The organism is Nonomuraea muscovyensis (assembly GCF_014207745.1).
In the GTDB taxonomy this organism is placed as follows: domain Bacteria; phylum Actinomycetota; class Actinomycetes; order Streptosporangiales; family Streptosporangiaceae; genus Nonomuraea; species Nonomuraea muscovyensis.
In genome coordinates this window covers 781084-803633 of the sequence record NZ_JACHJB010000004.1, presented here as the reverse complement: position 1 = coordinate 803633, position 22550 = coordinate 781084, and the positions used below count along the sequence as shown (strand labels likewise).

The window sequence follows — 22550 nt, the reverse complement described above, 5'->3', positions numbered from 1 at the left end:
GGTCGGCATAACTGCATATCCAGGTCTGCACCAAACTCTGCAACATGCGCTACGCTCGTCGTGCACGTAATCCACGCGATGCGACAGGAGGGACGCATGTCTGAGGACCTGCTCTCCAAGGAAGTGGCAGCGCGGTTCCGCGTTGACCCGTCCACCATCCGGCGCTGGGTGTACTCAGGCCGGCTCAAGGGCCACCGCTACGGCCGCGACTGGCGGTTCCCGCTCACAGAGGTCGAACGCCTGGAGGCTCAGGCCAGGGGCGAGGCGGCCTGATGCTCGACATGCAGGCATTCGTGAAGGCGGTCGTCGACCAGGCGCCGCCGCCGAGCCGAGAGCAGCTCGCGCGTCTGCGACTGATCCTCTGTGGCTCCAGGAGCAACGAGGAGGGCGCCGATGTCGCCGCCTGAGAACACGAAAGCCGCTCCGGCCAGGGAGCGGCTCTCGAACTCGATGACCATCAAGGCCACCAACGACAAGACCAAGGTACACAACGGGGGCGACAAGCGGAACACTCCGGGTCGGCAACTCCCGCTCGTTCGCAGCGCAACCGCATACCCGCCCGCGTGGGGCATGGTCACGGCGTTAATCGTGCTCGACAGTGAATGCGAGTGCGGTTACTACCACGCCCACCGCGTCAAGGCGCCGGCCCCCGCGCTGCTCCGCCGTACCGCCCGGTGCGGCACCAAGTACGAGCTGTACCTGCACGCGCCGCGCGCCCGCCGTACTCGGAGGGCAGCGTGAGCGAATCCAAGATGCTGGCTGCCGCCCTCGCCTACGTCGGCCGAGGCTGGCCGGTGTTCCCCTGCGAGCCCGGGGAGAAGGCGCCGCTTGGCGTCTGTGTCCCGCGCGGCTTCAAGGACGCGACCCTCGATGTTGAGCATGTCCGGCGCTGGTGGACGCGGTATCCGGCCGCGAACGTCGCGATCCCCACTGGCGCTGCAACATTCGACGTCCTCGACGTTGACGTGGAGCCGAGCGGCACCGGCTACCCGGCGTTCAACCAGCTCAAGCGGGCCGGACTCATCCCCGAGCCTCTCGCGATCGTCGCCACGCCCCGCGGCGGCATGCATGGCTACTTCGCCGGCAGCGACCAGGCGTGCGGCCGGCTGAAGGCACACCACATCGACTTCAAGGCGTCGGGCGGGTATGTGCTCGCCCCGCCGAGCGAGGTCAACGGCAGGCCGTACAGCTTCGTCCACGAGGGCAGCGCCGCGGGAATGCTCAACTGGTCAGCCGTCAAGGACCTGCTCGCGCCGCCCCGGACATCCCCCGTGCGGACTTTCGGTCGGCCCCGACCAGAAGGAGCCGGCATCCCCGGCCTCGCGGCATGGCTGGCCGCGCAGGCCGAGGGAAACCGCAACAGCTCCCTGTTTTGGGCGTGCTGCCGTGCACTGGAGAACGGCGCCGCCGAGAGCGACCTTGACGAGCTGGTGACCGTTGCCCAATCCATCGGCCTCGACCAGCGCGAGGCCCTCCGTACCGTGCGCTCCGCGCTCAGGACCACCAGGAGGAGCGCGTGAGCGACCGTATCGATCCGATGTACAGCGGGCAGAACCGCCCCGAGCGTCCGGGACCGACACCCGATCCGGACGTGTTCTGCGGCTTCATCGGCGAGGTTGTTCGGGACCTCGACCCCACCACCGAGGCCGACCCCGTGTCAGTCCTCGCGACACTGCTGGTTGCCGCAAGCGTGATGATGGGGCGCAAGCCGTACGTGCAGATCGGCGACGACCGGCACCCCGCTCTCGTCTGGACGATGATCGTCGGCAAGACGAACTCCGGCCGCAAGGGCGCCTCCAAAGGCACAGCCATGCGGATCATCGCCGGTGCCGATGCGGAGTTCTCTCACGCGCCGTTCCTCACCTCGGGCCTGTCCAGCGGGGAAGGGCTTATCGAGGACGTCAAGGATGACCCCGACGACCCAGACAGAGACAAGCGGCGACTCGTCATGGAGCTGGAGTTCGCCTCAACGATGGCCCGGTGTGCCCGCGAGGGCAACAGCCTGCCCGCCGTCCTCCGCCTTGCCTGGGATGGCGAGCACCTCGGCGTCATGACCAAGAAGAAGCTCGTGGCGACCGGGGCGCACATCGGCATCGTGGCGCACATCCCACCGAGGGAGTTCCGTCTCAGGCTGAGTGACCGCGAGTTGGCCGGCGGCACCTACAACCGTTTCCTTCCGATCTACTCCCACCGCAACGCCTTACTTGCCCTGCCGACCGGCGCACGGACGGACGTAGTCCAAGCCCACGCGCAGACCTTCCGTGACCGCATCGCTCACGCGCGAGCGTGCGGAGCGGTGGGCATGTCGGGGCGCGCCGAGAAGCTATGGGAAGAGGACTACTACCCCGAACTGAGCAGCGACGGGGAAGACGGTCCCCTTGCGGAGTTCACCGCCAGGGCCGCGGCCTACTGCCGGCGTCTGGCCATGGTGTACGCCCTCCTCGACGGCTTCACGGTGGTCGAGGAGCAGCACCTCCGCGCCGGCTACGCGCTGGTCAACTACTCCCACGCAAGCGCTGCCTACATCCTGGGCACCTCAACCGGAAACCCGGACCTGGACAAGCTCATGACTGCCGTCCGGAACGCGGGCACGGACGGCCTGAAGAAGACGGACGTGACCAAGCTGTTCAGCCACCACAACCGGCAACAGCGGGCAGACCTGATCAAGGACCTGTTGGAGTTCCCTGGCTTCACTGAGGACGAGATCAAGACAGCGGGCCGTCCCGCCAAGGTCCTCACGTTCGCCGAACCTGGCGAGTAAAGCAAAGAAGGCGAGAAAAGGCGTCTGACCTGCATGGACGTATCACCAAAGCTCGCGAGCAAAGTGCGAGCTAAGTCCAACCCGACGCCTTTTCTCGCACTTACCTCGCGAGCTGAGAAGTGCTCTCACCGCAGGTCACAAGGCATATCTCGCTTACTTACCTTTTCTCGCGGAACGGAGACAACATCCATGACCACGTCCGCCCGGCCCACCCTGCCCGTCCCCGGATACGAGGACCTGTTCCCCCACATCGCCGTACTCGACCGGCCCGGCGACCCGCTCGACGGGGAGGTCATCGTCCCCCCACGGACCCTCGGCCTGCTGCTCGCCCGCGACCTGGACGAGTTCAACGCCGAATGGGAACGGCAACTGCCCGCCATGCGGCTCGGCGTGCAGAAGACGTTCAACGTCCCCAAGGAATGGCAGCCCGGAGCCCGCCGCCGAGCCAAGGAGCTCATGGCTCGCTACAACACGATGCAGATGTTTCAGGTGATGCGTGGCCTGCACCGCGAGCACGGCGTCTTCCCGCCCGGCCGTGACGAGCTGGCAAGCCCGACCACAAGCCGTTGACACGGGAAGGGCGGGGCCAAAAGTCGAGCGGTGCCCCTTCCGTGACCCCCAGACAGTCGAACTTCTCCGCGTAGAGGTTCCAGCCCGTTTTTCGGCCCGCTCTCTTCCACTGGTTTACCGACTCCCTAGGAGGCATCATGTCCGCTGAGTACGCCGCCATCCACGGCCGTACCCTCGCGCTCGTCCAGCACCACCGCCGCCAGGACTGGCCGGCAGTCTCCGCCCTGCTGGCCGAACTGACCACACCCGAGCAGGCCGGCATGACGCTCGCCAGCATGCTCAAAGTCCTCGACTACTTCCTCGACCGCACCCCCGACGCCGACAAGTTCCTCGCCGAGATGTCGCTCAACCTCGCGTCGCATGCCGGGAATGTCGGCAATGGCGAGTAGTCTGATCACAGGCACAGGATGCGGGCACCGCCAGTCCATCCCCCGCCGAGCAAGGGGGCACCGCCCCCCGGCACCGGGCATGGACACGCACCACCGCCTGACGCGCTCCCGTCGTTGCTCCGCACCGGGACAGACGCGACCCTTCCATGCTGTTCTCTACACCGAAGGATGAACCACGGTGCCCAAGCTCAAGCTGCCCACGGCTGCCGACCTGCGCAGCCGCATCGACGAAATCACCGCTGAGACCGTCACCGATGCGCTGGTCCAGCACCACCGCAGCAAGGACGACATCATGAAGACGGCCACCTTTGCGGGCCGTGACCTGCTCGCCTCCGAGCAGCGCCAGTACAAGGAGCACATGCAGGAGATCTCGAAGCTCGAAGTGCTCCACGACGAGGTGAAGATCGACCGCTCGCAGATCATCATGACTGGCGACAACCCCAAGGACGCACCGCAGTTCATGCAACGCGTGGCCCCGTTCGACGGATCCGACGCGCTGGCGCTACGCCCGCAGGTGGTACGGGACAAGGCGCTGGCCGCGCTGGAGTACCGCCACAAGGACCTCAACTTGCCCACCCCGGCGATGGACAAGGTCGACAAGCTGGTTCGGTCGAACCTGACCAACCACACGCAGTGCGACGGATCGCTCATCGCCCGCCGCATCCTGCTCACCGAAAACGACGACTACCGGTCCGCGTTCATGCGCGTCACCACCGACCCCAAGGCGATCCTCACCGAGAACGAGTCCCGCGCGCTGCGCGCGTTCGAGGAATTTCGCGCCATGTCGGGCGGCACCGACTCCGCCGGCGGGTTCGGCGTCCCGGTGTTCATCGACCCGAGCATCATCATGACCGCGCAAGGATCGCCGAACGACATCCTCGACATCGCCCAACTGGTCACCATCACCACCGATAGCTGGAAGGGCGTCTCCTCCGCCGGCGTCTCCTGGTCGTTCGACACCGAAGGGGCGGAAGTCAGCGACGACTCGCCAACGCTCGCCCAGCCAGAGGTGCCCGTCCACACCGCCCGCGGATTCGTGCCGTTCTCCATCGAAATCGGCATGGACTACCCCGGATTCGCCGACGAGCTCGCGACGATGCTCCGCGAGGGATACATGGAGCTCGTCTCCCAGAAGACCACCCTCGGCACCGGCGTCAACGAGCCGACCGGCATCGTGACCGCCCTCGACGCCAACGCGGCCGTCGAGGTGCTGCCCACCACAGACGGCGCATTCGTCGCCGCCGACCTATACAAGCTGTGGGACGCCCTGCCCATTAAGTACCGCAACCGCGGCGACCGCGTCGCCTGGATGTCGAGCACCGACGTACAGAACGAGGTCCGCAACTTCGGCACCACCATGGGATCAAACTTCACCGTCGACCTCACCGACGAGGCGATCCCGCGCCTGTTCGGCCGCCGCTACTTCCTCAACGACTGGATGGCCGACTTCACCAGCTCCGTTGGTGCGGCGAACCTGCTCATCGTCGGCGACTGGAAGAACTTCCTCGTCGCGCAGCGCGCCGGCATGTCAGTCGAGCTGGTGCCGCACATGCTCGGCGCCGCCGGCCGCCCGACCGGTCAGCGCGGCCTGTTCGCGTGGGCGCGCATCGGATCCGGCTCGGTGAACGATCTCGGCTTCCGCATCCTGCAGAACCAGTGACCAGCATGAGCGGCTACAAGTTCCCGAAGATCGCAGGCGCCGTCCGGTGGCAAGGCGCCGTCGTACGCCTCACCTACGGCCAGGTGTGGCCCGCTGACGACCCGCTCGTGCAGGCACGGCCCGATCTGTTCGCGACCGAACCTCACGAGCTCACCACCAGCCCGCGCACACCCGACCAGGCACCACAGCAGACCACCGTGAAGAGTCCCACACCGCGGCGAGCAGCGGCCAAGGACAAGACCAAGAGCTAGACCACCAGACCAGCGGGAATCGGCGTCAAACGGGCCGTGAGCCCCTCGGAGAGCGCAGTGAGGGGCTCGCCTCCTTCCGCAAGGACAGCCACGACGCGGTAGGGCAACCAACATGCTGAGCTGTACCTGCGCCGGTTCTCGCTCCACCTCCAAAGGGGGAGGGGGCATGCAAAAGTCGAAGGGTACCCCCCTCGTGACCCTTCGCCTAGCTGGCTCTCTTTGCGTGCGATCTGAAACGAACGAGGTGTCCATTTATGTCCGATTCTGACGAGATGAAGCCGCCCGATGACACCGGCGTGTCTGGCCGTCGCCTGTGGGCGTCCGTTGTGGCCGAGTACGAGCTTGAAGAACATGAGCTCGCTCTGCTGCGGGAGATGGTTCGCACGGTTGACCTGCTCGACAGCCTGAATGACGCGGTTTACGCGGATGGGCTCATGGTGTCGGGTCCGGGCCTGCAGCAGCGCGTGCATCCGGCCGCTATCGAGGCGCGTCAGCAGAAGATTGCCCTTGCCCGGCTTGCGGCGGCGCTGCGACTGCCGGCGGGTGAGGAGGACGACACGCAGAAGGGTGCCAGGCGTCCGCAGAGGCGTGTTGGGGCGCGCGGCGTGTACGGAATCAGGGGGGTGGTGTCGTGAAGCGCAGGGGCAGCGCTGAGGGTCGGTTTCTGACCCGCACGGATCGGGAGTGGCAGACGGTCGTGCCGCATCGCTGTGCGGCGATGATGAATGCGCTGCCGAAACTGGCCGCTGCGACGTTGGCGGCGCGGGGCATGCTCGATGGGGCGGAGGTGGCTCGGCTGGAGAGGATCGCCGTGGACGTTGAGGGGCATCGCACGATCGACGCCGCGGCGGCCGGCCGCATCTTGGCGAGGCTGTCGTGAGGCGGCGCATCCCGCGGTTTCGCCAGTTTCGCGAGGCTCCTACGCGCACGCGCGTGAAAAAGGCCGGCCCCGCACTTCCCTCCACGGTGTGCGGGGCCGGCCAGCTCATGGGCTGCCTACGGGGGGCCGCCGGCCGCGCGCCTGGATTCGTTGGTGCTGTGCAGGGAGAGGTTCTGTAGCGGGCCGAACTGGGCGTTGACCCAGCCGAGAGCGCCGGACGCTTCTCCGTTCAGCAGCTCGATGATGGGCTGCTTGGATTCGCGGTGGATCTTGCCTGTGTCGACCCATACGCGGCTGTGCCTGTCGGCCCACACCTGGATGATGCTCGGGCTCATGGCATGTCGCCCGTGGTGAATGGGATCTCACTCTCGGGCCGTCGGTACGCGGCGAGGATGCGCAGCAGCATCCCCTGCTGGACTGCTTCCTGTTCGCTGTGGGCCTCGGCGGTTCGGCCGGTCCCCTTGTGTTGCAGGTGGATGATGCCTGCGGCGTCAACGTTCGTAGAGCACTCGGGGATCTCGAGGGGCGGGTTACGCTCGCTCATGGGTCGGACCTCCACCGTCCGATCGAGGGCCCGTTCCTCGCGTTCGCAGCGCGTGGGCGGGCCCGAACTATGTCCGCACTCAGTCTGCACCCCTCTGCTACACACTGCTACTACCTACTTCCTAGTGCAGCGTGCTGCAACCTGCTGGAATGGGCATCACTGCAGGTCAGTAGCGTGCAGTGCATGGAACTTCGCCCAGACGCCTACGTGTGGCGACAGGTTGCGGATGAACTCATAAGCCGAATCAAGGCAGGCCAGTATCAGCCGGGCATGCCGATCCCGGCCGAGCGACGTCTTGCCGACGAGCTGGGCGTGTCGGTCGGTTCGGCGCGGCGGGCAGTTGGCGTGCTCCGCGATGAGGGCTGGGTGTCGGTCCTGCCACAGAAGGGCGTGTACGTCCGGCCGGTCGAGGACTGGCCCACCGACTGAGTTCTTCGCGGCGTCGCGGAGAAGTCGGGCACGTATCCCGGCCACTCAGGTCCTCGCGGGACCTCTGTCCGGGGGGCGTGGCACCCACGTGGGGGCTGGGGGGTGCCACGCGAGGGAGGGTTACAGGTCGGAGGGGGTGCCACGGTCCGTGGCACCCCCTCGTGGCCCCCTCGTGGCCCCCCCGTGGCAGGGGCGTGGCACCCCTCCTGTGGCACCGTGGCAGCATGATCAAAAAGCGGTTCGCGCGCATCCCACGCGCAGCCGTGCGAGCCCTACGGCAGGCAGGCCGGATACATCAGATCCGGTTCCCGCGTGCACGCCTTGATCTGTACGCGGGTCGCCTTGCGGATGAACGCCGGCGAGCCGTCTCGCGGTCCCACCATCAACTCGTCGTCGCCTCGCCGGCCCATGACGATGCCGGATGGGTCGTCCGTCGAGGCGTGGGGGAGGTCTCCGCAGGAGCTCGAGGCGAGCCCAGTCGTCAGCGCCAGGGCAGGCAGCATGAGGAGTAGCTTCACGGTCTGTCTCCTTGGGCTCAGACTTCGGGACGGGTGGGCATGAGGTACCGCTGAGCGTCCTCGTCGTAATCGCCAAGCACGGTCGCCTCGACGAGCTTCTTGAGCGTCTTCTGCACCCACGCGCGGGACATGTCCGTCGTCTCCCACAGCGGCTTCAGGTCGCCGCTGGAGAAGTCGCGGGCGCCGCCGTCCCACATGTCTTGCAGGTGCTTGATGAGCGCCGCTCCGCGTTCCTCGGCGGTCATCCGCTGCGCCGGCGGCGCGAACGTCATCGGCGGGTCGCCCTCGGGCAGGTCGGGGATCTCGTCGTCCAGGCCGCCCCGCACCTCCGGGTCCGGGTCGTCGGTCTCCAGGTACTCGCTGGCCACGTTGCGCACCTCCTCGTCGTCGTCCTCGGCGTCGGCCTCCAGGAGCCCGGCCGGCGCCGTGGCGGCCTGGCCGCCGTCGTGCAGCCTCGACAGCGCCGCCGTGGTGACGTCGACCGGCTTGGCCGCGGCCGGCCACTGGGCGGCGTGGGCGCGCATCTGCGTGTTGGCCAACTCGTCGTCCACGCGCCCCTCCTCTGTGAGGCCCCACGCGTAGGTGCGTAGCGGCATCGCGATCCGCGTGTCCTCGATGCTGGGGGCGTCGAGGTAGGCCATACCGGGCTGCTTGTTGCTCCACAGCTCGGGGCGGGCGTTGGCGTCCTGCTGCGCCTCTGAGAGGCCGAACGACGCGTCATGGGCCGACTCGACGCCGAAGCACATCTTGGCGAGCTGGCCGCGCGCCAGGGTCGGCATCTGCGAGTAGTCGGCCCGCTGCAAGCTCATGACGATCGTGCCGCCGGCGGACCGGATCGCCTTCAGCATCGACAGGAACGCGTCCTGCTCCTTGTCGCTGAGGCAGTCGAAGATGTCCGGGAACTCCTCCAACCAGACGATCCAGTACGTCAGGCCGCATCCGCGCTTCCACTTCTGCAGCTGCTTGGACGCCAGGTAGTTGGTGCGCTCCTTCACCTGCTCTTGCAGCTCGCGCAGCATCGCCTTGACGCCGGCCTTGGTCGTCTCGAACCGGTGCAGCGCCTCACGCATCGGGCCGAGCGTCTGCTCTCCCTTGGTGATGTCGCCGGCGAACACCGCCACGTCATAGCGGGTGACGACCTCGGCGAGGATGTTCCACGCTCCGCCGATGCTCTTGCCGCTACCGGTCTGCCCCATGATCTGCAGGTGGTGGCCGACCACGCAGTATTCGACCTCATCGAGGTCCTGCCAGAGGGCGATGTTGAGCGGGTCGGCGATCGACAGGCCCGGCCGCGAGGGGGAGTTCCGCGGGATCGGCTTCTTCATCACCCGCGGATCGGAGATGACGACCTTCGCCTTGCTGGCGTCGTCCGGGTCTATCGCGGTGGTGATGCTGCCGGGCGGCAGGCCGATACCCGACTCGACGTAGCCGACCTTCCGCGTCAGGTCCTCGGCCACCTGGCGGCCCTGCTCCAACTGCACGTCACCCTCGACCTTGTGCGCGGTCGCCTTGACGGTGCGCGCCTCGACGGCGGGCATCCCCGCCCGCTCGGCGCCCTGACCGAACAGGAGCGCGAGCGGGTCGGCGATGGCACCAGGCTGGTCGAGCCCTTTCATCCTGATGACGGTTCGGATGTTCCAGGTCAGGGCGACGGTGACGCCGCCGATGAGGATCAGCCGTCCGGTGACGACCGTGGTGGGCCCGTTGACGGTCGCCGCGCACACCCACAGGCCGGCCAGCAGCGTCGTCAGCGTGGTGTGGGTCTTGCCCCACACGCCGCGGGCGTGGGACTGGCCGAACGTCACTGCGGTCAGCACCAGCACCGCGGCGGACATCAGGAACATCGTCCACGCGACCACGTCCGGGTCGTCGGAGTCGAGGATGAAGTGGAACGCCGACCCGATGCCGAACACCAGCACGTACGCCACCCACGGGCTCGTCAGCGTGACGAGCTTGGACACCTCCTTGGCCGCGACCTTCGACAGGCTCGACTCGGTCTCGACGGACACCAGGTCCTTCGTACGCCCGGCCATCACACGTCATCCCAGTTGAACGTCTTCTGCCGCTTCTCCGGCTTCGCGGCCGGCAAGATGTCGACGAACTCCTTGCGGAACTGGGCGTGGAACTTCACCAGCTCCACACCGGCGCCCCTCTGCAGCTCGGCGGCCCTCTTGAGCCGCTTAACGACGCGGCGGGCCCGCAGCCGGACGTCCAGGGCGCCGAACACGCTCAGCACCGGGTGGCCCTTGAAGCTGCGGATCAGCACCGCGTACAGCTCGTCGGACCCGATGTTGAGCTCCTCGCCCAGGTCCCGGCACAGGTTCCGGCTGATGCGGGCGTAGTCGGTGATGGCCCGTGGGCCCTCCCAGGGGATGGCCGACAGCTCGGGGATCCGGCTGCGGCCCTGCTGCTCGCTCACAGGTCCTCCTTCCAGGTCTCGCGGATAACGTCGGCGAAGCGGCGGGCCCCGTACGCCATCCGGGGCACGCCGAGCAGCGCGGTCACCAGGGCGTCGACGGCGCCGGCCAGGAGCGCCAGGACGTGGCCGAGCCAGGTGACCGCGGTGATGACGGCGGCCACGACGGTGGCCAGGACACGGCGGACGGCCCGCCGGTTGCGCGCTGTGGTGATCACGTAGGCGGTCCTCATGACGACGCCCCCGAGGTGGCGAGCCGGTCGAGGTACACGCGTACCTCGCGGGCCCGGTCCGTACCTACGCCGAGCCTCGCCTTGATCTCCCGGACCGGCGGCGTCTGCCCGCCGCGCAGCGTCTCGGCGAACTCCTCGACGGCCTTCTGCACGATCGGCGGGTGCTCCGGTACGGCCGTACCGGCGTGTACCTGACCCTCAGTTCCAGCGTGCTCGACAGGCTCGCTCGTGTTCGACTTCCCGGCATCGGGAACTGGCGCGACCTGCACAGGTACAGGCGGGTACACGGCAGGTACGACGAAAGGGAAGCGAAGGGGAACGGCGATCTCCCGCTCCGCGAACGGCTCGCTTTCCCCAATTGGGGAACTGATCGCGGAGGAGTAGCCGACTCTCTCGACCTCAACTGTGGGGCTCTCGCCCACGGTTGCAGGTACGCCAGGTACGGCCTCAGGTACGGGCGTTACATCTGTAACGGTGGCAACCGTTGGTCGGGGCACAACAGTTGTTGTGTGCGGTCCATCTGCCGACTCGATCTCATCCCGGGCCGCGATGCTCAGCAGGTGCGCCAGACCGCCCAGGGCGACCGGGGGGACGATGCTCACCGCGACCACCAGAAGCCAGGCCGACGAGCCGAGCACGATCACGCCGGCCTCGATGAGATGGAACACCGCGTTGGCGACCACCGACACCGCCACCGCGGCGAGCGCGTGACCGAACGCGTGCCGGCGCACCTCCGCCGAGTACGCCCGCTTGTTCGTCGCGATCCGGGTAGCGCCGATGCCGTACGCGTCCACCGTCAACGGCAGCAGCCACGACAGCCGCAGCTCCACGCCGAACGCGTCGACGCTCGTCTTCCATCCGGCCAGGAGACCTAGGCCGGCCTGAGCGGTGAACGAGGCGATGACCGTGGACGCGGCCACGAGCACCACGGAGACGATGAGAACCCAATCGCGCTTCACTGGGTCACCTCCAGCAGTTGCGCGGCCTCGAACAGCAGGTGCCCGAACTCCTTGGCGCCGCGGCGGTCGAACTCGCGCAGGATGTAGCCGACGACGCCGGCCGCCTCCTGCGACATCTCCACGCGGGTGCTCTCGCCGTCCCGGTCGGTGAACAGCACCAAGACGACGCCCTGGCCGTCGAGCTGCCGGACGTTCACCTCGACGAGACAGTCGGAGTCGTCCAGGTGCTCGATCAGGTCGAGGTTCGCGAAGTGGGGCCTGCCCGGCTCCTGGTGCGGCTCAGCGCACCAGGAGGGGCAACCCGCGGTGCGGGGGAAGGTCACGAGGACGCCCCCCGTCCCTCGAACGCCTCGACCAGCGCCACGAGCGCCAGCGCCGTGTCAGCGTGCGCGAGGTGCCGCTTCCGCTCGTCGCTGGGCAGGGCGAAGCCGTGCCGCTCAAGCACTTCCTGTACGTCGAACAGCAGGTCGAGCGTGACCTTGCCCGCCATCACGCGGACACCTCGCCCGGCAGCGGGTGGCAGTTCTTGCACGTCGCGTCGGGGCATCCGCCGTTCGGGTCGAACGGCAGCACGACCGGCGTCCACGTGCCGCGGGCCTGCCGCACCATGTCGAGGATCGTCGTGGCGATCTCCTCGGCCTCGCTGAGGGTCGCCCAGATGTGCGTGTCGTCGCCGGTCCCGATGATGACGCGCGCCTCCCGCTCGCGGTACCGCTTGTCGATGGCGATCTGCGCCTCGACCGGCTCCCAGCGGTCGTGTCCGGACACGGTCGATTCCATCGTGACGAGCTCCACGATGTGCGTGGGGCCGAAGTGGGCGCGGTCGTCGGGGTGTGTGCCGTCCTCGTGGTCGATGCCGCCGACACACCAGTCGGGGCACGGGTCGTCGGCCAGCCAACGGGCGGGCTGCGCCGTACCGGACTGGCGGGCGTGGGCCGCGTTCCGGTGGGCGCGCATCTCCGCCTGGTAGGTGCGCTCGTAGTCCTCGACGGCCCGGCGGCCGGCCTCAAGGGCACGCTCGCGGACGGTGGGCGGGAGCTGGGGCCTCGCGGGACCGTGGTTAGGCGTGGTGAAATTCACCTTGGGTCTCCTCCTGCTAGGACAGGTTGGGGATCAAGGACGGGTCCGGTGGTCGCACACCTGGCCCGTCCGTCTTGCTTTCTAGCTAAGCCATAGCCTGCCCTTGGCACTCGCCATTGCCATCGCGATCCTGGGGGCCGCCGGTGTGGTCCCGGCCGAGCGCATCGCCGAGCCGTTCTTCCTGGGTGAGCTCGGACTCGATGGACGCCTCAGACCCGTGCGAGGCGTCCTGCCGTCCGTGCTCGGCGCGGCCTGCGACGGCGACGCCACCGTCGTGATCCCATCGGCGAATGCCGCCGAGGCGGCCCTGGTGCCTGGCGTGCGCGTCGTGCCGGTGGCGGACCTGCGGCAGCTCGTCGAGTGGCTACGCCGGGGAGACGCCCCGCCGGAGCCCCTGGCACCGGATCTCGACGCCCCGGCCCCACCCGCCACCCATCCCGCGGTCGACCTGTCGGACGTGGTCGGCCAGCCGGTGGCGCGCCGCGCGTTGGAGATCTGCGCGGCCGGCGGCCACAACCTCTGGATGCTCGGCCCGCCCGGCACGGGCAAGACGCTGCTCGCCGAACGGCTGCCGACCCTCCTCCCCGACCTGGAGCTCGATCACGCGCTCGAAGTGACCGCAATCCAGTCGGTCGCGGGTGCACTGCCGCCCAACAGTCCCATGGTGAGCAGACCACCGTTCGTCAGCCCACACCACACGGCCAGCACCGCCGCCATCATCGGCGGCGGCAGCACTGTCGTCCGCCCCGGCGCGGTCTCCCTGGCTCACAGAGGTGTGCTGTTCATGGACGAGGCTCCGGAGTTCCCGCGTCACGTGCTCGATTCGCTGCGCCAGCCACTGGAGTCGGGCCGGGTGACCGTGTCCAGGTCTGCGGGCTCGGTCACGTTCCCGGCGCGGTTCATGCTGGTGCTGGCGGCCAACCCCTGCCCCTGCGCCCAGCCCCAGGACCACACCGACACCTGCCAGTGCACCCCCACGCTCAGGCGCCGCTATCTCGGCAGGCTTTCGGGCCCGCTCATCGACCGCATCGACATGAAGGTCACCGTCGCCCGTTCCTCGAGACGCGAACTCATGGCCGACCGCCAGTTCGTCGAGTCGAGCAAGGTCGTCGCCGAACGGGTCCTCGAAGCGCGAAAGCGAGCGGCCGACCGGCTCTCCGGCACCCTCTGGCGCACCAACGCCGAGATCCCGTCCTCCGCCCTGCACGCCGACTACCGGCTGTCGGGCGAAGCCATGAAGCCGGTGACCGCCTGCCTCGACTCGGGCGCGCTGAGTGCTCGCGGCCTCGATCGGGTCGTGAGAGTCGCCTGGACGATTGCGGACCTGGCCGGAAAGGACACACCAGGACAAGATGAGACCGGCACGGCACTCGCACTATGGCTGGGCGTGAACACATGACCATCCCCGCGTTCAGCCGACCCACACAGACGCCAGACCGCGGCCCATCCAGACCTGCCGCCGGTTGTTGCCTTACCGGGGTAGTCGGCTGCGGCCGGCTCGGGTGCCGGAAACCGGCCCGCGCGCCACGGGGCGACAACGGGAACGAGACGCTGCTCCGCGCCGATCGCCCTGTAGGCCCTCGCCCCTGAACGTGGCCCTGGGAGCCGAGCCTGTCATCGATGCCTGGTTCCCGTGCCTTTGGGTGGTCGGGGCCGATCGTCCTGTAGTTCCTTGGCTCCTGATTGCGGACTCCGGGAGCCGAAGCGGCCATCGATGCCTGGTCCCGCCCCCCTCGGGTGGTCAGAGCCGATCGTCACGTCGGCCGTGACCACCTCGGCCGGCGATCCGGGTCCGGGCGCTTCGGTCCCCTGAGATGGGCGGCGGATGCCGACGGAGTTCCGGTGGTGCAGGCAGGTCGGGTGCTTCGGTCCTCTGGGAAGGGCGGCGGATGCCGACGGAGTCCTTGTGGTGCAGGCAGGTCCGGGACACCCACCTCAACCTCTAGGAGTCACAATGAGCAGCTTCGAACTCGAGGCCCGAGCCGCGCTCATGCGCGTCGCCGACACGGGTGACACGACGATGGGCCGGCTCGTGGCCTCCTGCGGCGCGATCGCGGCCGTAGACGCCGTACGCGGCCGGATGCTCCCACCCGCCTTCGTCGCCCAGGAGATGCGACAGGAACGCGCCACCAAACTCGACCAGAGGCTGAACACCTGGCACGCCAGAATGTCGGTTGCGGACCCAGCGACCGACATCGCGGCCGGAGAGCGGTCCGGAGCGAGGCTGATCATCCCCGGTAGCCCTGAGTGGCCGAGCCAGCTCGATCAGCTCGGCCCGAGCCGTCCGCTCGGACTGTGGCTGCACGGCTCCGCTGACCTGCGTTTCTCCTGCCTGCGTTCCGTTTCTGTCGTGGGAGCACGGTCGGCCACCTCGTACGGCACCCATGTGGCGGCCGAGTTCGGGATCGGCCTCAGTGAGGCCGGCTGGACCGTGGTCTCGGGCGGTGCCTACGGTGTGGACGGGGCTGCGCACCGTGGCGCTCTGGCCGCCGACTCGCCCACCGTCGTGGTGCTCGCATGCGGCGTCGACATCGCCTATCCACGGGGCCATCTCGATCTGTTCACCGCAGTACGTGACCAGGGCGTGGTCGTCAGCGAGTGCCCTCCAGGCGTCCATCCCACCCGTGCCCGGTTCCTCATCCGAAACCGTCTGATCGCCGCCCTGTCACGAGGCACGGTCGTCGTGGAGGCGGCGTTGCGCAGTGGCGCGCTCAACACGGCCACACACGCCCTCGCCCTGAACCGCCACCTGGCGGCCGTCCCCGGCCCCGTCACCTCCGTCATGTCGGCCGGCTGCCACCGGCTCCTGCGCGAGCGCAAGGCGGTCTGCGTCGCCACACCAGAGGAGATGATCGACCTGGTGGGCGTCCTGGGTGACGACCTTTCCCCGTCGCCCCGAAGCCCCGTGGTTCCCCGGGACGCCCTCAACGAGGTCACCAGCAAGGTCCTCGACGCGGTGCCGTCCCGAGGCGGTGCCGGGCCCGCATCGATCGCGCTGGCCGCGGGTGTGCCCCTGGACGCCGCTCTCAGCTCGCTGGGAGGCCTCGCCGCGGCGGGCTACGTCGAACGCGTGGACAAGGGATGGCGCCTCCGCAAGCCGGCGTCAGCCGCCTACCGCAAGCACGATGTCCTGCCGGATCCTGTGGACTCCTCCGGAGCGGACGCCTTCAACGAACCCCCAGGGCCTCATGATCAGACGGCACCCTTCTCCGGGTCGGGATGACATACGCGTACCGGGCACGCATGCGTGGACGAGGTGAGGCGCGGAGGTCGGGGTCGTGTTGTGCATCCGAGCCCATGTGGGCCACGGGCTGTGCCGAGCGCGGCCCTGTCATGGCCAGCAGCGGATACGGCTCGATCATGCAGGACGCCTATCCACCGGAACCACGGTCCTGGCTTTGGCTCGGGGGACTGTCGCCGCCTGCTCAGGGGAAGGATGAATGAGCGGTGGGCGGTTGCCGTGCGCGTATTGAGCGGTTGCGCAGCGAATTTTCGGTGCATGTCGAATGGTAGAAACGAGGGGCGTTCGGACAGGCGGAGTGGTGGAGAGGGTGCCTGTTCCATGGCGACTGTGGCTGCGGCCCCGCGGTGATGGGTGAGGATGTGCTGTGACGGGTGGAGACGGCCACGGCATGGCCGATGCCGACGAGGTGGTCGGCGAGTTCGAACGGTACCTACGGTTCGAGCGGGACCTGTCACCGCACACCGTGCGGGCTTACCTGTCGGATGTCCGGGCTCTGCTGGACCATCTGGGTGGGCGGATCGACGGCCTGGAGATCAGCGCGTTGCGGGAGTGGCTGGCCGAGCAGCACGCCGAAGGCAAGTCGCGGGCCACTCTGGCACGGCGGACCGCCTGCGCACGCACGTTCACCGCGTTCTGCCATCGCCAGGGCAGGCTGCCGGATGATCCGGGCCTCCTGCTAGGAAGTGCCAAGGCGCCACGATCCCTGCCGGCCGTACTGGATCAGGAGCAGGCGCGGACCGCGCTGGATGGGTCATCGACCGGTGAACCCAAGGAGCTACGGGATCAGGCGATCCTGGAACTGCTGTATGCCACGGGCGTCCGGGTGAGCGAACTGTGCGCCCTCGATGTGGACGACGTTGACCGGGATCGCCACGTCATCCGGGTGCTGGGCAAGGGGCGCAAGGAGCGGACCGTGCCGCTCGGGACGCCCGCCCTACGGGCCCTGGACACGTGGTGTGTTCATGGGCGGCCGTTGTGGATCAAACCTGGCTCCGGTGCGGCGTTGTTCCTGGGGGTGCGGGGCGGACGTATCGACCCGGGGACTGTGCGGCGGGTGGTTCACGGTTGCTTGCGCGATGTCGAAGGAGCTCCTGACCTGGGGCCCCACGGGCTGAGACACACGGCGGCCACCCACTTGCTGGAAGGTGGTGCCGACCTGCGAAGCGTTCAGGAACTGCTGGGGCACGCCTCGCTCAACACGACCCAGATTTACACCCACGTCTCGATCGAGCGGCTGCGAACCGCGTACCGGCAGGCCCACCCGAGAGCGTGACTCCCCGGCAAGTGACGAGGACGTAAGACCCATTAGCGGAGCTATGTGGGCTGCGAACTGAATTGCGCTACATGGGCTCGCCGCCTGCCTGCAAGCTCCGCTGAGAGATGCCCTTTGCAAGCAGCGCTGTGTTAGGTGCGCCTCTCAAGCTGCGCCATGAGGCGCTCCGCGAGCTGCCCGCCTGTTGTCACCAGGAGCTGGCCCTGTGCGGATGTCCGGCTCTACGCGACTCGGTGGCGGCTTGCTGGTCGTCTGTGGCGTCCTCTTCTGTGACGGCCTCTTGGGGTGTCGACTCGGCGTGGGCCGGTTCGGCGGTTGCGCAGGGCCATAAGGAGGAGGACGCCGAAGACCGCGGTGGTGCCGACGCCGGTGACCGCGGACACGACGATCGAGCGCGGTGTGAGATTCGGGGGCGAGCGGTCGGAGCCTTGGCTTCGGAGAGCGGTGCGTTCGGAGGCCGGTGTGGACCACCCTCGGGCTCTACCGTCGGCGAATGAGGAGACCTCGAACGTGGAGCCGACGTCGGGGCTTGGCGGGCTATGCGTGCTCGGGTGCGGGCGGGGGTGGGTGCTCTGGGCAGGCCGTTGCTTGCTCGGCGTGGTGGGGGCCGGTCTCGCCATGGTGGGGCCTGCTCGCGCCGTGCGGAAGCCGTCTGGGGCTGGAGGCATTGCCGGCTGTGGTGTGAGGCGGGGAGCGAACGGGGATGGGCCGTGGCTGGTCATCCAGTCATGAGGACCGTGGCCGGTGGGCGTGGGGTCGGGAGGCGGCGTACGCCCCGGCGCGAACGGTGACGCTGCTATCAGGGCCGGCCTCATGCTCGGAGGCAAGGCCGACGGCGCGCTGCTGGATGTGAGCGCCGGGAGATGTGGCGGGATGGCGAGGGTGGGAAGGGGAGGGGCCGGGCCTGGCTCCATTGTGGGGGTGGCTGTGTGAGAGGTCTGCTCCTCGGGCCAGAACGGGAGGAGGCGGACACGGGATCTGCCCAGCAGTAGCAAGGGGTCGAGGTAGAAAGGCTCGCGTACGAGTCCCCAGTGCAGGCAGGATTCCGTGCAGTGCGACGGCGACGCCGCGACGACCCCCAAGTGATCTCCTTGAGTGACGTGCTGCCCTGGTTGTACCGAGGTCGTTACAGGGAGGTACGTGGTGCGGAGTCCGCCGAGATGTTCGATGGACACCACTCCACGGCCGGCGAGAGGCCCGGCATAGCGGACAACGCCCGGCCCTGCGGCGAGGACCGGTGTGCCCGGTGGGGCGGCGAGATCGACCCCGCGGTGTCCCGCCAGCCAGCGCTCGGGAGGAGGGGCGTAGCGGTGCAGGATTCGCGGACGACCGTCCAGAGGCCAACGCCAGGATTCCGGCTCGGCTGAGGCTGGGCTGGGGCAGAGCAATGGGGCGGCGGTCATGAAAAGGATCACTGTCGATGCCGCCGCGGTGGGCGTGGATGCCAGCCTGTGCCGGCGACGTGCCCGAACGATCGGACGTGCGGAAACGGCCGGACGCGCACGGATGAGGCCCGTGATGATGGCGTGCGCGCGGATGAGACAGGCACGAATGGCGTGTGCGCGCAGGGCGTGTGCGCGTATCAGGCCAGCGGCGATGAGGCCAGCTGCGATGAGGCCAGCACGGATGAGGTCGACATGCTTGGGATGTGCGCGGATGGCCGGTGGGCTGGTCGGCGCGGGGATCGCGGTGGACTGGTCGGGGCCGGCCGGTGCGTCGTGAACGGGGGCCGGGTGGTGGGGACGTGGCATGCCGGGAGTTTGGGCAGCGGGCGGGTTGTGGCGTGAGGCTGAACGAAATTCTGTGGATAACGCGGCCCTGCTGCGCAAGGCTGTGGACAACCGCTCGCATCTGGCTGCAGCGGGGTTCGGGAGGGTGCAAGATGGAGTTGCGCGGGGACCGGCTGGTGCTACGAGACGCTGTTGAGGGCGATGTGGCGCGGTTGCGGGAGATCCTCGAGACGCCGGAAGTGGCCAAGTGGTGGGGCCCGGTAGACGAGTTCGACGACATGCTCGCCATCACGCGCGGCGGCGAAGTGATCGGCGCGATCCAGTACGAAGAGGTCGAGGACCCGATGTACCGCAGCGCGGGGATCGACATCTTTCTTGACCCTCGGTGCCATGGTCAGGGATACGGGCAGGAGGCGATCCGGATCCTGGCGCGGTGGTTGATCGAGGAACGTGGGCATCACCGGTTGACGATCGATCCCGCAGCGCACAACGAGACGGCGATCAGGGCATATGAGCGAGTTGGGTTCCGGCGAGTCGGGATCATGCGGGCGTATGAGCGGGATCCGGGGACCAAGCGGTTCCATGACGGGCTGCTGATGGATTTGCTGGCGGACGAGCTGATTTGACGGCGGGCCGTGTGCGGAAGCCCGGCGGCCACGCGACTCGGAGGTACCCGGGCCATGCATGGATGGGTTCGTGGGGTGACGGTCTACGAGTGGCTGCCCCGTGGACGTCCCTGTCGTCGTCAGCCAGTCATCCACGCTCGGCAGTCGGCGCATGGGATGCGACGCGTAGCGGGGACGACCAGATCCAGATGGTGCTGAGTGCGATCCCGGCCGCGGAGATGATGATGACCGGGCGCAGGCCGACGAGCTCGGCCAGCAGGCCGCCCATCAGCCCGCCAAGGGCCATCACGCCCTGTACGGCGAACGTCATGGTCGCGTTGACGCGGCCACGAAGTTCCGGGGAGGTTTCTCGCAGCGTGATCGCGCCCATGCAGGTGGCGTACGCCACCACGATGCTGCCGGTCATCGTGCCCATGAGGGCGAGCACCGCCAGTTTCCACCAGAGCGGACCGGAGAGCAGGCCCACAGCCAGGATCTCGATGGGGAAGAGCAGCACGGAGAAGAGCATCACTCGTTCCTCCCCGATTCGCTTCGCCAGGCGCGAGGTGGCCCATGCGCCGAGGACACCGCCCAGGCCACTGAGGGCGATGAGTACTCCGATCAGCCCATGAGGGATGCCCAGAGTGTTGACCATGTAGAGCATGTAGACGGCCGTGTACGTCATTGCGAAGAAGTTGATCGTGACTCCCGCGCCCAGGAGGGCTCGCAAGATCGGGTGGGTGAGGCTGTAACGGAGCCCTTCGGCCACGTCGCGCCACATGCCCCGCGACGCGGCGGGTTCGGAGTGCTCGGGAGTGCGGATGGAGCGCAGCAGCAGGGCTGATGCCAGGAACGTCAGTGCCTCCGCCAGCACGGCGATGGGAGCGGTCAGCAGCTGTACAAGGACACCGGCCAGGCCTGGGCCACCCACTGAGGCGACCGAATAGGAGGCGTTCAGGCCGGCCATGGCTTCCGTCCGTTGCGTGGGGGAGACGACGGCGGCTAGGTGCGGAAAGTTCGCGGCCCGGAACAGTACACCTGCCGCGCCGATGGTGAGGGCGACCGCGATCAGAAGGGTGAGGTTGAGCAAGCCGAGCCACCAGGCAAGAGGGACGGTCAGCGCGGCGGCGCAGGAGGCCAGCTCGCAAGCGATCATGAGCGGGCGGTGCCTGGTGAGGCGGTCCGCGATCGCGCCCGATTGGAGGCCGAAGAGCAGAGCGGGTACGGAGGTGGCGGCCGTGAGCAGGCCCATCTCGGCGGGGGAGGCGGTGAGTAACGTCACCGCGGTGAGAGGGACGGCCAGCTTCGACACCTCGGAGCCGGTGATGGAGATGGTGCGGGCGGTCCAGAGGAGCCGATAGTCGCGTTGTTTGTGGAGAGGGGCCGCGGACGGGGCCGGCAGGGACGCGATCGAGCCGCTGGAGTCGGTGGTGCTGGTGGGTCTTGTGGGGCTGGCGGAGTGATCAAGGAGCAGGGTGCGGTGATCTGGGGCAGCGGCGCGGTCGTCTGCAGCGGTGGGGTGGTGACTTTGGGGAGTGGTGTGGTGAGGCTCGAAGGCGCTGGTTCCGCTGTGCGGAGGGTGGGGCGAGGCGCCGCCCCGTTGTGTCGGTGAGGTGATGGCCTCCTGCGGTGGGGGAGCGTCAACGGCTATGCGGTGGGACGGGGCCGCTGGTCCGTGCCGGGAGGGGGGCACTGGGTTCTGCTGGAACAGGGGCGCCTGCTTCTGGGGAGACAAACTCTGAAGGATTCGCTTCATAAGCGTGAAGGTATTGCTTCATAGTTATGAAAGCAATGCTTCGTATCGTGATCGGGGTACCTTGGGGCGCATGACGCAGGAACGGGAGAGCCTCAGCGATCCCAAGGCGATGCGGGCACTGGCGCATCCGGCGAGGCTCGCCATCCTGAACAGGCTCGGCATGGGAGGGTCTGCGACGGCTACCGAGGTCGCCGAGGTGGCCGGCATCACCCCGAGCGCCGCCAGCTATCACCTGCGCATGCTGGCGAAGTACGGATTCGTGGAAGATGCGCAGCCACGCGGGGACGGTAGGGAGCGTCTGTGGCGCGCCGTGGACCGGCCCTTCAGCGTCGGTGTGCGCCCCGACGACCAGCCGGAGGTGCGAGAGGCGAAGGGGCTGCTCATCCAGGCGGTCCGCAGGGCGGCGAACGAAGAGGGGGAGCGGGCGCTGGCCGGCATCGACCAGTTGCCGAAAGAGTGGCGTGACGCCACCCGGTTCAGCCGTACGTCGCTCCGGGTCGACGCGGCCGAGTTGGCGTGGCTGAACACGGAGATCGAGAAGCTGCTCCGGCCGTACGTCGCTCAGCACCGGAGCGCTGAAGACGCCCCGAGTGGTGCCAGGATCGCGGAGGCGCAGGTCAACCTCTTCCCGCAGGTGCCGAGACCTGTGCCGGGTCTGCCCACCGAGGACCATGACGCCAGGTGACCCGTCGTGTCGGGGCTTCCGGGTTGACCATCGATGTGGGGGCACCGAGGCGGGAGTACCGGGGTGCGGCCCCGTCGTGGGTTGATGTGTGGGGCTCCTGGACGGTTCGGCCTGGTGGTCTGGGCTGAGAGATGTGTGCCCTGTGTGGTGCGGGCTATGGGATGTGCCCCCCGTGTGGTGTGGGCTATGGGATGTGTGCCTTGGTGGTGTGGGGCCTGCGGGACGTGTGCTCTGGTGATGTGGGCATGCTGGGGTGGGCTTGCCGGAAGGCGGGTCCGGCAATGTGCGGGTTGTCGAAGGGAGCTGCGACCTCGAGGGTCGATGTGGTCGCCGGCGTGGGCTCGGCGTCAGCGGTGGGCCGGACCATGTGCCGACCGCGGGCTCGTGGCGACTGGTGATCTCTTGCTGCAGGCTGTGGGGCTCGCGGGGTGGCTGACGGCAGGGGAGTGTTGACCTCAGGCGGTCAGGTGGGGGCGGCGCGGGAGGTAGACTTTCCGGTGGCCTGTCACCACAGGCCGACTTCGCATGCCCCATCGCGGATCGCACCATCGGTCCGGGTTTCGGCTC

29 protein-coding genes are annotated in these 22550 nt (G+C 68.2%); 17 read left to right on the top strand and 12 right to left on the bottom strand.

The features are described from left to right. Window positions 1-96 precede the first annotated feature (96 nt). The 11 genes from FHU36_RS41485 to FHU36_RS41440 all read left to right on the top strand — a co-directional run bounded on the left by FHU36_RS41485 (window position 97) and on the right by FHU36_RS41440 (window position 6511). Entirely contained in the window at window positions 97-273 is a 177-nt protein-coding gene (locus FHU36_RS41485) for a helix-turn-helix domain-containing protein (protein ID WP_246503245.1), read from the top strand. Continuing rightward, on the top strand, window positions 273-407 hold the full coding sequence (locus FHU36_RS46105) for a hypothetical protein (RefSeq protein ID WP_281394607.1): 135 nt from the start codon (window positions 273-275) through the stop codon (window positions 405-407). Before FHU36_RS41485 ends, FHU36_RS46105 begins: the two co-directional genes overlap by 1 nt. After that, complete coding sequence (locus FHU36_RS41480) at window positions 394-741, top strand: hypothetical protein (RefSeq protein ID WP_185089560.1); 348 nt, start codon at window positions 394-396, stop codon at window positions 739-741. Before FHU36_RS46105 ends, FHU36_RS41480 begins: the two co-directional genes overlap by 14 nt. Next, entirely contained in the window at window positions 738-1520 is a 783-nt protein-coding gene (locus FHU36_RS41475; RefSeq protein WP_185089559.1) for a bifunctional DNA primase/polymerase, read from the top strand. Before FHU36_RS41480 ends, FHU36_RS41475 begins: the two co-directional genes overlap by 4 nt. Further along, entirely contained in the window at window positions 1517-2761 is a 1245-nt protein-coding gene (locus FHU36_RS41470; RefSeq protein WP_185089558.1) for a hypothetical protein, read from the top strand. The genes FHU36_RS41475 and FHU36_RS41470 overlap by 4 nt, the downstream gene beginning before the upstream one ends. A gap of 189 nt (window positions 2762-2950) precedes the next feature. Further along, the gene (locus FHU36_RS41465; protein ID WP_185089557.1) at window positions 2951-3331 is read left to right on the top strand and encodes a hypothetical protein; all 381 of its coding nucleotides are present in this window, start codon (window positions 2951-2953) and stop codon (window positions 3329-3331) included. A 137-nt stretch (window positions 3332-3468) separates the two neighbouring features. After that, on the top strand, window positions 3469-3720 hold the full coding sequence (locus FHU36_RS41460; protein WP_185089556.1) for a hypothetical protein: 252 nt from the start codon (window positions 3469-3471) through the stop codon (window positions 3718-3720). 178 nt (window positions 3721-3898) lie between these two features. Further along, on the top strand, window positions 3899-5380 hold the full coding sequence (locus FHU36_RS46675; protein WP_185089555.1) for a phage major capsid protein: 1482 nt from the start codon (window positions 3899-3901) through the stop codon (window positions 5378-5380). Further along, a complete protein-coding gene (locus FHU36_RS41450; protein ID WP_185089554.1) occupies window positions 5377-5631 on the top strand; it encodes a hypothetical protein in 255 nt (84 codons plus the stop codon). The genes FHU36_RS46675 and FHU36_RS41450 overlap by 4 nt, the downstream gene beginning before the upstream one ends. 254 nt (window positions 5632-5885) lie before the next feature. Then, a complete protein-coding gene (locus FHU36_RS41445) occupies window positions 5886-6266 on the top strand; it encodes a terminase (RefSeq protein WP_185089553.1) in 381 nt (126 codons plus the stop codon). Beyond that, window positions 6263-6511 (top strand): hypothetical protein, encoded by a 249-nt coding sequence (locus FHU36_RS41440; protein WP_185089552.1) that lies wholly within the window; start codon window positions 6263-6265, stop codon window positions 6509-6511. Before FHU36_RS41445 ends, FHU36_RS41440 begins: the two co-directional genes overlap by 4 nt. A 116-nt stretch (window positions 6512-6627) precedes the next feature. Here FHU36_RS41440 and FHU36_RS41435 read toward each other — a convergent pair whose 3' ends face one another. Next, entirely contained in the window at window positions 6628-6846 is a 219-nt protein-coding gene (locus FHU36_RS41435) for a hypothetical protein (RefSeq protein ID WP_185089551.1), read from the bottom strand. Then, a complete protein-coding gene (locus tag FHU36_RS41430) occupies window positions 6843-7055 on the bottom strand; it encodes a hypothetical protein (protein ID WP_185089550.1) in 213 nt (70 codons plus the stop codon). Before FHU36_RS41430 ends, FHU36_RS41435 begins: the two co-directional genes overlap by 4 nt. 183 nt (window positions 7056-7238) lie before the next feature. Between FHU36_RS41430 and FHU36_RS41425 the strand changes: the two genes are divergently transcribed. After that, window positions 7239-7484: a winged helix-turn-helix domain-containing protein gene (locus tag FHU36_RS41425; RefSeq protein ID WP_185089549.1), complete on the top strand. Its 246-nt coding sequence runs from the start codon at window positions 7239-7241 to the stop codon at window positions 7482-7484. A gap of 272 nt (window positions 7485-7756) precedes the next feature. Here FHU36_RS41425 and FHU36_RS41420 read toward each other — a convergent pair whose 3' ends face one another. From FHU36_RS41420 to FHU36_RS41385, 8 genes are read right to left on the bottom strand one after another with little or no spacing between them, the layout of a single operon-like run. Next, a complete protein-coding gene (locus FHU36_RS41420) occupies window positions 7757-8002 on the bottom strand; it encodes a hypothetical protein (protein ID WP_185089548.1) in 246 nt (81 codons plus the stop codon). Window positions 8003-8019: 17 nt separating this feature from the next. Continuing rightward, window positions 8020-10035 (bottom strand): hypothetical protein, encoded by a 2016-nt coding sequence (locus FHU36_RS41415; protein WP_185089547.1) that lies wholly within the window; start codon window positions 10033-10035, stop codon window positions 8020-8022. After that, window positions 10035-10421, bottom strand: coding sequence for a TraA-like protein (locus FHU36_RS41410; protein WP_185089546.1), 387 nt, complete (start codon window positions 10419-10421; stop codon window positions 10035-10037). The genes FHU36_RS41415 and FHU36_RS41410 overlap by 1 nt, the downstream gene beginning before the upstream one ends. Next, entirely contained in the window at window positions 10418-10636 is a 219-nt protein-coding gene (locus FHU36_RS41405) for a hypothetical protein (RefSeq protein ID WP_185089545.1), read from the bottom strand. Before FHU36_RS41405 ends, FHU36_RS41410 begins: the two co-directional genes overlap by 4 nt. An 11-nt stretch (window positions 10637-10647) precedes the next feature. Next, the gene (locus FHU36_RS41400) at window positions 10648-11610 is read right to left on the bottom strand and encodes a DUF2637 domain-containing protein (RefSeq protein ID WP_185089544.1); all 963 of its coding nucleotides are present in this window, start codon (window positions 11608-11610) and stop codon (window positions 10648-10650) included. After that, window positions 11607-11933, bottom strand: a complete 327-nt coding sequence (locus tag FHU36_RS41395) for a hypothetical protein (RefSeq protein WP_185089543.1) — start codon at window positions 11931-11933, stop codon at window positions 11607-11609. Before FHU36_RS41395 ends, FHU36_RS41400 begins: the two co-directional genes overlap by 4 nt. Continuing rightward, window positions 11930-12103 carry a hypothetical protein gene (locus tag FHU36_RS41390; protein WP_185089542.1) on the bottom strand — a complete coding sequence of 58 codons (174 nt, stop codon included), beginning with the start codon at window positions 12101-12103 and terminating at the stop codon, window positions 11930-11932. Before FHU36_RS41390 ends, FHU36_RS41395 begins: the two co-directional genes overlap by 4 nt. Beyond that, window positions 12100-12690, bottom strand: a complete 591-nt coding sequence (locus FHU36_RS41385) for a DUF6907 domain-containing protein (RefSeq protein WP_185089541.1) — start codon at window positions 12688-12690, stop codon at window positions 12100-12102. The genes FHU36_RS41390 and FHU36_RS41385 overlap by 4 nt, the downstream gene beginning before the upstream one ends. A 103-nt stretch (window positions 12691-12793) precedes the next feature. Here FHU36_RS41385 and FHU36_RS41380 point away from each other — a divergent pair, with 103 nt between their 5' ends. The 3 genes from FHU36_RS41380 (at window position 12794) to FHU36_RS41370 (ending at window position 17207) form a co-directional block, all read left to right on the top strand. Continuing rightward, complete coding sequence (locus tag FHU36_RS41380; RefSeq protein WP_246503244.1) at window positions 12794-14089, top strand: YifB family Mg chelatase-like AAA ATPase; 1296 nt, start codon at window positions 12794-12796, stop codon at window positions 14087-14089. Between the two features lie 555 nt (window positions 14090-14644). Continuing rightward, entirely contained in the window at window positions 14645-15913 is a 1269-nt protein-coding gene (dprA, locus tag FHU36_RS41375; protein WP_185089540.1) for a DNA-processing protein DprA, read from the top strand. 409 nt (window positions 15914-16322) lie between these two features. Beyond that, window positions 16323-17207 (top strand): tyrosine recombinase XerC, encoded by an 885-nt coding sequence (locus tag FHU36_RS41370; protein WP_185089539.1) that lies wholly within the window; start codon window positions 16323-16325, stop codon window positions 17205-17207. A gap of 221 nt (window positions 17208-17428) precedes the next feature. Here the strand turns inward: FHU36_RS41370 and FHU36_RS47010 are convergent, their stop codons facing one another. Beyond that, a complete protein-coding gene (locus tag FHU36_RS47010) occupies window positions 17429-18610 on the bottom strand; it encodes a peptidoglycan DD-metalloendopeptidase family protein (RefSeq protein ID WP_185089538.1) in 1182 nt (393 codons plus the stop codon). 479 nt (window positions 18611-19089) lie between these two features. Here FHU36_RS47010 and FHU36_RS41360 point away from each other — a divergent pair, with 479 nt between their 5' ends. Further along, the gene (locus tag FHU36_RS41360; RefSeq protein WP_185089537.1) at window positions 19090-19563 is read left to right on the top strand and encodes a GNAT family N-acetyltransferase; all 474 of its coding nucleotides are present in this window, start codon (window positions 19090-19092) and stop codon (window positions 19561-19563) included. Between the two features lie 127 nt (window positions 19564-19690). Here the strand turns inward: FHU36_RS41360 and FHU36_RS41355 are convergent, their stop codons facing one another. Further along, the gene (locus tag FHU36_RS41355) at window positions 19691-20944 is read right to left on the bottom strand and encodes an MFS transporter (protein ID WP_246503348.1); all 1254 of its coding nucleotides are present in this window, start codon (window positions 20942-20944) and stop codon (window positions 19691-19693) included. Window positions 20945-21368: 424 nt separating this feature from the next. Between FHU36_RS41355 and FHU36_RS41350 the strand changes: the two genes are divergently transcribed. Continuing rightward, window positions 21369-21983: an ArsR/SmtB family transcription factor gene (locus FHU36_RS41350; protein WP_185089535.1), complete on the top strand. Its 615-nt coding sequence runs from the start codon at window positions 21369-21371 to the stop codon at window positions 21981-21983. Window positions 21984-22550 lie beyond the last annotated feature (567 nt).